Annotated in this window: 13 protein-coding genes; all 13 read left to right on the forward strand. The window is 37.1% G+C overall.

What is annotated here, in order from left to right; genetic code table 11:
• The first annotated feature begins 154 nt into the window (after window positions 1–154).
• The 13 genes from QZT26_RS15180 to QZT26_RS15240 all read left to right on the forward strand — a co-directional run bounded on the left by QZT26_RS15180 (window position 155) and on the right by QZT26_RS15240 (window position 7,336).
• Window positions 155–1,378, forward strand: a complete 1,224-nt coding sequence (locus QZT26_RS15180) for an ATP-grasp domain-containing protein (protein ID WP_295103350.1) — start codon at window positions 155–157, stop codon at window positions 1,376–1,378.
• Window positions 1,375–1,953 (forward strand): HAD-IB family hydrolase, encoded by a 579-nt coding sequence (locus QZT26_RS15185; protein ID WP_295103352.1) that lies wholly within the window; start codon window positions 1,375–1,377, stop codon window positions 1,951–1,953. Before QZT26_RS15180 ends, QZT26_RS15185 begins: the two co-directional genes overlap by 4 nt.
• A gap of 59 nt (window positions 1,954–2,012) precedes the next feature.
• Window positions 2,013–2,324, forward strand: coding sequence for a GNAT family N-acetyltransferase (locus QZT26_RS15190; RefSeq protein WP_295103354.1), 312 nt, complete (start codon window positions 2,013–2,015; stop codon window positions 2,322–2,324).
• Window positions 2,325–2,688: 364 nt separating this feature from the next.
• Window positions 2,689–2,955 (forward strand): DUF433 domain-containing protein, encoded by a 267-nt coding sequence (locus QZT26_RS15195; RefSeq protein WP_295103356.1) that lies wholly within the window; start codon window positions 2,689–2,691, stop codon window positions 2,953–2,955.
• A gap of 2 nt (window positions 2,956–2,957) precedes the next feature.
• On the forward strand, window positions 2,958–3,308 hold the full coding sequence (locus QZT26_RS15200) for a DUF5615 family PIN-like protein (RefSeq protein WP_295103359.1): 351 nt from the start codon (window positions 2,958–2,960) through the stop codon (window positions 3,306–3,308).
• A 378-nt stretch (window positions 3,309–3,686) separates the two neighbouring features.
• A complete protein-coding gene (locus tag QZT26_RS15205; RefSeq protein ID WP_295103360.1) occupies window positions 3,687–3,860 on the forward strand; it encodes a four helix bundle protein in 174 nt (57 codons plus the stop codon).
• A gap of 340 nt (window positions 3,861–4,200) precedes the next feature.
• Window positions 4,201–4,818, forward strand: a complete 618-nt coding sequence (locus QZT26_RS15210; protein WP_295103362.1) for a sugar transferase — start codon at window positions 4,201–4,203, stop codon at window positions 4,816–4,818.
• A gap of 78 nt (window positions 4,819–4,896) precedes the next feature.
• A complete protein-coding gene (locus QZT26_RS15215) occupies window positions 4,897–5,190 on the forward strand; it encodes a hypothetical protein (protein ID WP_295103363.1) in 294 nt (97 codons plus the stop codon).
• A 4-nt stretch (window positions 5,191–5,194) separates the two neighbouring features.
• Window positions 5,195–5,416 carry a hypothetical protein gene (locus QZT26_RS15220; RefSeq protein ID WP_295103364.1) on the forward strand — a complete coding sequence of 74 codons (222 nt, stop codon included), beginning with the start codon at window positions 5,195–5,197 and terminating at the stop codon, window positions 5,414–5,416.
• A 32-nt stretch (window positions 5,417–5,448) separates the two neighbouring features.
• Window positions 5,449–5,724, forward strand: a complete 276-nt coding sequence (locus QZT26_RS15225; RefSeq protein ID WP_295103366.1) for a hypothetical protein — start codon at window positions 5,449–5,451, stop codon at window positions 5,722–5,724.
• Entirely contained in the window at window positions 5,717–6,856 is a 1,140-nt protein-coding gene (locus QZT26_RS15230) for an aminotransferase class I/II-fold pyridoxal phosphate-dependent enzyme (protein WP_295103368.1), read from the forward strand. Before QZT26_RS15225 ends, QZT26_RS15230 begins: the two co-directional genes overlap by 8 nt.
• Window positions 6,857–6,882: 26 nt before the next feature.
• Window positions 6,883–7,089, forward strand: coding sequence for a hypothetical protein (locus QZT26_RS15235; RefSeq protein WP_099324232.1), 207 nt, complete (start codon window positions 6,883–6,885; stop codon window positions 7,087–7,089).
• 34 nt (window positions 7,090–7,123) lie between these two features.
• On the forward strand, window positions 7,124–7,336 hold the full coding sequence (locus QZT26_RS15240; protein WP_295103371.1) for a hypothetical protein: 213 nt from the start codon (window positions 7,124–7,126) through the stop codon (window positions 7,334–7,336).
• Window positions 7,337–7,665 lie beyond the last annotated feature (329 nt).

Below are 7,665 nucleotides of genomic sequence, written 5' to 3' on the forward strand. Positions count from 1 at the left end.
ACCAACCTTTAATAGGACAGAATCTAATAGAACGTTTCATTTTTAAACTTTCTAAAGTAATGAATTTGGGTAGTATTCTGGTGATTTACGCTCAAAAATGAGAATTTAGGCATTGAAGTATTGCTGTAACTTTACTGACATTATAAGGCTAAAATTGAGCAGAGAACTAAGTGATAAGATTGATCTGTTATTAACCTACGGTTGGAACAGGGTTGCATATAATATACTAAGGAGTTTATCCATAAAAGGATTAAAAGTCGCTGTTGGAGACACTTCAAATGTAGCCATGGCTAAAAGTTCAAAATACTGCGTTTGTTCATTTTCTTACCCTTCTTTTTACAAGAATTCAAAAGATTTTATTGAAAGCTTAAAATCAACATTTCAAGTAGTAAAGCCAAGTGTCTATATTCCTGTCCATGAAGAAACCTTTGTTATTGCAAGATATATTGATGAATTTAAAGATACCGGAGTAAAGATACCAATAAGTGATTTTCAATTGTTAAAGTCAGTTCATAAAAAGGATTCCCTTGCAAAAATTGCTGAAGCATTAAATATTCCCGTCCCAAAAACATTTAAACCGAAAAACGTATCTGATTTGAAACATATATGGAATGAGATTGGTAAAAGAGGGAAGGTTGTTATTAAGCTGCTTAATACGAATAGTTCAAAAGGGGTTTTTTATGCATCGTCATATGAAAATCTTTTGAAAAAATATACAGATTTAGTAGAAGAGAATAATCTTAAAATTGAAGAATATCCGATCGTTCAGGAATATGTGAACGGCGAAGGTTATGGAGTTTCTTTGCTGTTTAATAATGGTCAAATGAGGGCAAGGTTTACCCACAAACGATTAAGGGAAAAGATAGCAACGGGTGGTACAAGTACCAAAAGAATGAGTGTTAAAATTCCTATAATTGAAGAATACGCTGAATATTTGTTAACCTCTCTTAAATGGCATGGCGTTGCAATGGTGGAGTTTAAATTCAATGAGAATGAAAAAAAGGGGTGGTTAATTGAGGTTAATCCTAGATTCTGGGGCTCTTTAGCATTACCCATCAAAGCAGGTGTAGATTTCCCTTATCTCCTTTATAGGATGGCTATAGACGGAGATATAGAACCTGTTACCAGTTACCAGGAAGGTGTTGTTGTAAGATGGATTTTAGGGGATATTTTGGCTACGTTAAGTCAGATAAAAGCAAAAAGATCTATCAAGCCAATATTTGATTTCTTTTCCTGTAAAGGTGAAAGTTTTGATGATTTGTATAAAGATGACTTGATGCCTTTTGTGACAGAATGTCGCTATTATTTGAGTAAATTTGTAAAAACAGGTAGCTCAAATCCAACAGAAGATGCATTACTTGACGTTGATAAAATATGAGAATTGTGATTTTTGATTTTGATAAGACACTTACAAAACGTGATACCTTGAGACCGTTTGCAACATATATTGCAAAGAAATATAATCATAATTACAAATTGTTTTTGTTTTACGCATGTTTAGTATTACATAAGCAGAAATTGCTCAGTGATAAAATATTAAAAGAGTCCTTTTTGCAATTGTTTGTCAAAACGAAAAGTGTTGAAGAAATAGAAAAAATAGTTAATCAGTTTTTTGAAGATAGAGTACAAAACATGATAAATAACTCAGTTCTAGATAAGTTAAAAAATCATGTTAATTCCAATGACAAGGTTTACATTGCATCAGCTAATTTTGATTTTATTTTGAAACCATTGATTGAAAGATGGAATATTAGTGGAATTATTTCTACAGAAACAGAAAAGGAAAATGGACATTTTACGGGAAAGATAGTTGGTAATACCTGTAAAGGAGAAAACAAGTTGATAAAGATTGAGGCTGTTTTGGGTGAGGGGGTTTTAAAAAACATAATTGCCTATGCCGATGAAGAAGATGCCCTTCTTTTAAAAAGCGTTGGTCAAGGGATAAGAATTTAGTCTCAAATCCCTTATGCTGAGATTCGGATTTATTACCAAAATTATTAAAGCCGGTAACTATGAGAAAGACCTTAGAAACTTTATTTTATTCTGCAAAAAAAGAAAACGACCTGCCGGACGCGGAATTATTAAGCATCGTTGTTGAAGAAAATTATCAAGGTAAAGGTATGGCGAGAAAGCTTTTTATTAAATTAGTAGATGAATTCAAAACCAGAGGGGTTTTTCGATTTAAAGTTGTTGTGGGATCAAATCTCGTAGCTGCTTGTCGATTTTATGAGAAAATGGGAGGAGTCTTTTTATCGGAGACAGAAGTTCATAAGGGTGAAAAGTCCAGGGTGTATAAATGGGATCTTATGGACGAGAGGTCATAATTCCAATTTACATGAGTGACGTAATAGGCGTAATATTTACACTATTATAGGATACTGTGTAAAAACTTTTTTTATTCGAGGGTTTTCACTCTAATAATTCCCCGTTTTACGAGGGATAAGAGGGGAATCTTCGCTGTGTTATGCATTGGCCAATGTATTTTCCTCGGCCATGCTCTCCTATAAATATGGGTTCAGATATTTCTTTATCCTTCCCATGGTCTTTGCAACCCTTCATTTCAGTTATGGCCTTGGGTCAATATGGGGATTGCTGACCGTAAGGAAATGGATTACGAAAAATGGACATATCTTTTATGGTAAGTTAAAATAACGCTAAAATTCTTATACATATAAACAGGAGGTGATCATGTCTACAAAGGTTGTTCATCCATATATAACTTCAAAAGAAGATATAGGCGGAGGAAAGTCAATAATCGTTGGAACAAGGACGAGGGTATCGAATATCGTGGCCTATTACAGACTCGGCCTTTCGCCTGAAGAACTTGCACGAGAATTCCCCCATCTTACACTTTCGCAAATACATGATGCTCTATCATACTATTATGAGCATCAGGAAGAGATAGATAAGGAGACAGATGAAAATAGTGAAGAAAACATTAAGAAACTTATTTAGAAATGAAGATAAAGCTCTATCTTGACGAAGATGTTCCGCTGGCTTTTGCACAAGCACTCATAAACAGAGGGGTTAATGCAGTTACCACCCAGCAGGTAAGAAATGATGGAAAGTCTGACGAGGAACAACTTGCTTATGCTACGAAAGAAGGAAGAGCGATATTTACCCATAATAAGGGAGATTTTGCCATCCTGCATAATGAATATTTGAGAAACGGAAAAGAGCATGCAGGAATAATATTATCTGACCAACTGCCGGTCGGAATTCTTCTAAAAAGATTTATGAAACTCTGGTTCTCGCTCAATGATATAGACACGAGAAGTAGATTGGAATTTTTAAGCAATTGGAGATGATTATTTCTCTCTATTGCCGGTATTTTAATACATAATTTTGGACCTCGGTTGTGGGCTTCTGGCTGTAATTTCAGGCTGTTATGCATTGGCCAATGTATTTTCTTCGGCCATGCTCTCATATAAACATGGGAACAGATATTTCTTTAGCCTTCCCATAGTCTTTGCGACACTTCATTTCAGTTACGGACTTGGGTCAATATGGGGATTGCTGACTTAAAAAAAATAAGTCATACGTCGTAAGTCGAAAGTCGAATAAATACAAATCGTACGTCATAAGTTTTAAGTCGTAAGTCAAAAAATATAAGACATAAGACATAAGACATAAGACATAAGACATAAGACATATGTTATTAGCCAATTTTTATACTGAAGAACGATATGAAGATTGAGAAATTTGAGGATATTAAGGCATGGCAGATTGCAAGGGAATTGGTACGAGAGATATACAGAATTACAAATGACAAGGAGTTTATGAAAGACTTTGGCCTAAAAGATCAAATCCGAAGGGCTGCCCTCTGTGTCTGTAATGTCCAATATTTCAGAAGGATTTAAAAGAGGGTCGGATAAGGAATTCAATCAGTTTCTTTATTATGCACGAGGATCTTCTGCTGAGGTAAAAAGTCAGTTATATATCGCTCTTGACCTCGGTTATATTGCTGAAAATGAATTTAAAGATTTATATAACAAATGTACTGACATTTCCAGGCTGATTATGGGATTTATCAATTATCTTAAGAAATAAGACGTAAGTTGTAAGTCAAAAAATATAAGTCGTACGTCATAAGAACGAAAAGGGTCGCATCTTAATTATTCAATAATCTCTATGACAATTGCAGAATATAAAATACAACGGGAAAAAGAAACACCCGGGAATAACAGACAAGTCAATGGATTGGGAAAGCCAAAACAAGGACTATCCCCCTTTAACCGATTTTTAAAAAGAGGCTTCGATTTTGTAGTCTCTTCAATAGGCTTGATCCTGACAGGCTGGATTATCATTCTGGCTTATATAGCGGCTTCAATTGATACGAGGGAAAGTGGGTTTTTTACTCAAACACGTATTGGGAAACATGGGAAACCCTTCACGGTTATTAAAATTCGTACAATGCGTTATATCCCATCCATTGATACAACAGTTACTACTACACATGATCCTCGGATTACACCGCTTGGTCGATTATTCCGCAAGACAAAGATTGATGAGCTACCTCAACTGATTAATGTGTTTTTTGGGCATATGAGCTTTGTAGGACCACGGCCTGATGTCCCTGGTTTTGCAGATATGCTAACGGGTGATGATCGGGTGATCTTGTCTGTAAGGCCTGGTATCACAAGCCCGGCAACATTGAAATACAAAAATGAGGAAGAGGTTTTGGCAGCGCAAGATGATCCGGAAAAATATAATCGAGAGGTGCTTTTCCCTGATAAAGTAAAGCTAAACCGTGAATATGTTGAGAATTATAGCTTTATTAATGATATTAAATATATTTTCCAGACGATTTTTGGTTAAACGGGAAATTAAGAAGTTGGGAATGTGTGAGGTTGAGAAGATGGGAAATCGGGAGGTTATGAAGAGGGGGGTGTTTTGATGAGTAAATTGAAAATTATAGCTGAAGAAAAAGCGACAGAAGAGGTAGTTAAATCTGCTATTTCTGCTGAAATAAAGAGACTGGAAATTGGTTTGAATAGGACGAACAGGGAAATAAAAGAATTTGAAGGGAAATGTGAGGTTTCATCAGAAATATTTTTAAAGGAATTTACTACAGAAGATTTAAAAGGTGGTGATGATGAATACATTACATGGGTAGGTGAATTGAAAATACGGGATAGAATTCTTGATGAGCTGAAAAAGCTTAAATATATTGAATATGTTAATAGCTGAATATTTGCAAGAATTTGCAAAGATAATTAATGAATATTCAAAATCCGGCTTTATTATAACATCGGAACTAAAGATTGATTCCAGGACAGAAAAGATTGGTTTAATAAAAACAATTATACAATTCATTGATGATTCAAAGCTATTTGTTACTGAATATGTTGACCTGAGATACAAGATTGAAAAACTTTCTTATGCATTCCATTACCAGGATAAAAAGACAATATAATATTACGATATGATAATGCTGTGCATAAACCAATGTTAAGCTTTAAAAATCACAAGCATTTTGAGGGAACTATTCTCAATTCTGAGATTCCGAAATTGAGAGATGTTTTAGAAGAAATAATGGATGCATTCCCGATTGTTTGTAAGCGTTCATGGAGTCGGGGCAAAACAACCCTGACAGGGTTTGAAACCCTGTCAGGGTTAACACTACTGCAACGTTTCATTAAAACATGGCGGAAATCACAAAAAATCGGGAATACACCCGAAATAATAAGTAATTATTTGAACAAATATTCAATAAATGGCTGAGTTAAATAAAAGTATTTTTCTCTCTCCGCCTCACATGGGTGGTCAGGAGCTTGAATTTGTCAAACAGGCCTTTGAGAGCAATTACATCGCGCCGGTTGGGCCACATGTTGATGCGTTTGAGCGGGAATTCTCTGAGATGGTAAGTATTCCGCATGCGGCGGCCGTGTCGAGCGGCACCAGCGCAATGCATCTTGCCCTGCGTCTGTTGGGTGTCGGCCCTGGCGATGAGGTGATTGCTCCATCTTTCACTTTTATTGGTGGCGTGAGTCCGGTTATTTTTCAGGGCGCAAAACTGTCATTTGTCGACTCTGAGGCAAAGTCATGGAATATGGACCCTGATCTGTTGGCAGAAGAGCTGTCATTCAGAAATAAGCAGGGCAATCTCCCGAAGGCGGTCATCAGTGCAGACATACTCGGACAGGCTGCTGACCTTGACAGGATTCTCGATATCTGTAATCAGTACCATATCCCAGTTGTCTCAGACTCGGCTGAGGCCCTTGGTGCAACGTATAAGGGACGACATGCCGGGAAGGGCTCTGCCTTTGTGGTGTATTCTTTTAACGGAAACAAGATCATCACCACGTCGGGGGGTGGGATGCTGGCCTCAGACGATGGGTACCTGATAAAAAAGGCAAAATTCCTTTCACAGCAGGCCCGTGACCCTGCGCCTCACTACGAACATACGCAGATAGGGTACAACTACCGGATGAGCAATATTGTTGCGGCGATTGGCCTGGGCCAGTTGCGCGTTTTGCATGAGCGTGTCGAAAAGAAGCGCTGGATATGTGACTATTACCGTAAGGCACTGGCTGATATGCCTGGGATCGAATTCATGCCTGAGACCTCGTATGGGCGAGCGACCAGGTGGCTGACCGTCATACTGATTACGCCTGAGGACTTTGGCGCTGACCGGGAAGCCGTCCGGCAGGCATTGGAAAGAGAGAATATCGAATCCCGCCCTGTCTGGAAGCCGATGCATATGCAGCCGGTTTTCAAGGGCTGCTCCATGTGCGGCGGAGCAGTGTGTGAAGACCTTTTTAAAAGAGGGCTCTGTTTACCATCCGGGACTGCGATGACGACCGGTGATATTGATAGGATAATAAGGGTGATAAAGGATTGTCATAGAAAATGAAATTGTAAGAGAAATAAGGAGACACTATGAGCAATGACAGGTATGAAAAGGTAGCACAATTAGTCAAAGGGATATTTGAAAAGGAATTTGGAAAGTTATCAACCGATGATTTTAATGAAGTCGTAAAGATATTGAGAATTAATAAAGAAGAGGCAAAGACCGATTTTAATAAATTCTATAAAGACCTTGACCAGGATGGGAAAAAAGAGGTTGATTTTATGATGAGTTTATAAAATTGCTTTATTGTACAACCCCAAAAACCCCGATGTGAAAGTCGTAAAGAAGAAAGAAATTTACGAACTCTTTCCCCATTGCCAAATTGATCTCAAACGTATTACCCTTGCCCCTCCGGTTACACGGCTCATAACGAATGGCTCATGGCTGATAGCTGATAGTTCATGGCTCGTATGTTATTTGCTGGAAAAGTTGAAGGTTTTTAATACGCATTATGTTGGAATTATAAAGAAGTTAAAGAGTTAAGGAGGTTGAGAGGTTGGGAAGTTGGGAAGATGTGAAGTTAGGATTAGTGAGTTGGATTGGTTGAATTGTTTTGTCTGTTGAATTTGTTAGAAGTCGATGGTAATTTCATAAAAAAGTGAGATTGGGAGATTTTAAAAGATTGTTTACCATATATTTGTGATAAGAATATGAAAAAGGAAAATATGTTTGAATCCAAATATTTCCTAGCGCGGCCTTTGGCCGCAACCAAAAAGGTGATTTTTAGTTTATTATAAAGTATAGTAGTATCCTCGTAAATAGTAATCAGACAATTTGGAGGACACTACTTATGAATAAGTTGATGGAATTAT

The sequence above is a fragment of the uncultured Candidatus Kuenenia sp. genome (genome assembly GCF_900696675.1).
Taxonomy (GTDB): domain Bacteria; phylum Planctomycetota; class Brocadiia; order Brocadiales; family Brocadiaceae; genus Kuenenia; species Kuenenia stuttgartiensis_A.

Bases quoted from the DNA above. Each gene is read 5' to 3' on its own strand.
- QZT26_RS15185 (WP_295103352.1), top strand. From the start codon at position 1,375: ATGAGAATTGTGATTTTTGATTTTGATAAGACACTTACAAAACGTGAT.
- QZT26_RS15190 (WP_295103354.1), top strand. From the start codon at position 2,013: ATGAGAAAGACCTTAGAAACTTTATTTTATTCTGCAAAAAAAGAAAAC.
- QZT26_RS15195 (WP_295103356.1), top strand. From the start codon at position 2,689: ATGTCTACAAAGGTTGTTCATCCATATATAACTTCAAAAGAAGATATA.
- QZT26_RS15200 (WP_295103359.1), top strand. From the start codon at position 2,958: ATGAAGATAAAGCTCTATCTTGACGAAGATGTTCCGCTGGCTTTTGCA.
- QZT26_RS15205 (WP_295103360.1), top strand. From the start codon at position 3,687: ATGAAGATTGAGAAATTTGAGGATATTAAGGCATGGCAGATTGCAAGG.
- QZT26_RS15215 (WP_295103363.1), top strand. From the start codon at position 4,897: ATGAGTAAATTGAAAATTATAGCTGAAGAAAAAGCGACAGAAGAGGTA.
- QZT26_RS15225 (WP_295103366.1), top strand. From the start codon at position 5,449: ATGTTAAGCTTTAAAAATCACAAGCATTTTGAGGGAACTATTCTCAAT.
- QZT26_RS15230 (WP_295103368.1), top strand. From the start codon at position 5,717: ATGGCTGAGTTAAATAAAAGTATTTTTCTCTCTCCGCCTCACATGGGT.
- QZT26_RS15235 (WP_099324232.1), top strand. From the start codon at position 6,883: ATGAGCAATGACAGGTATGAAAAGGTAGCACAATTAGTCAAAGGGATA.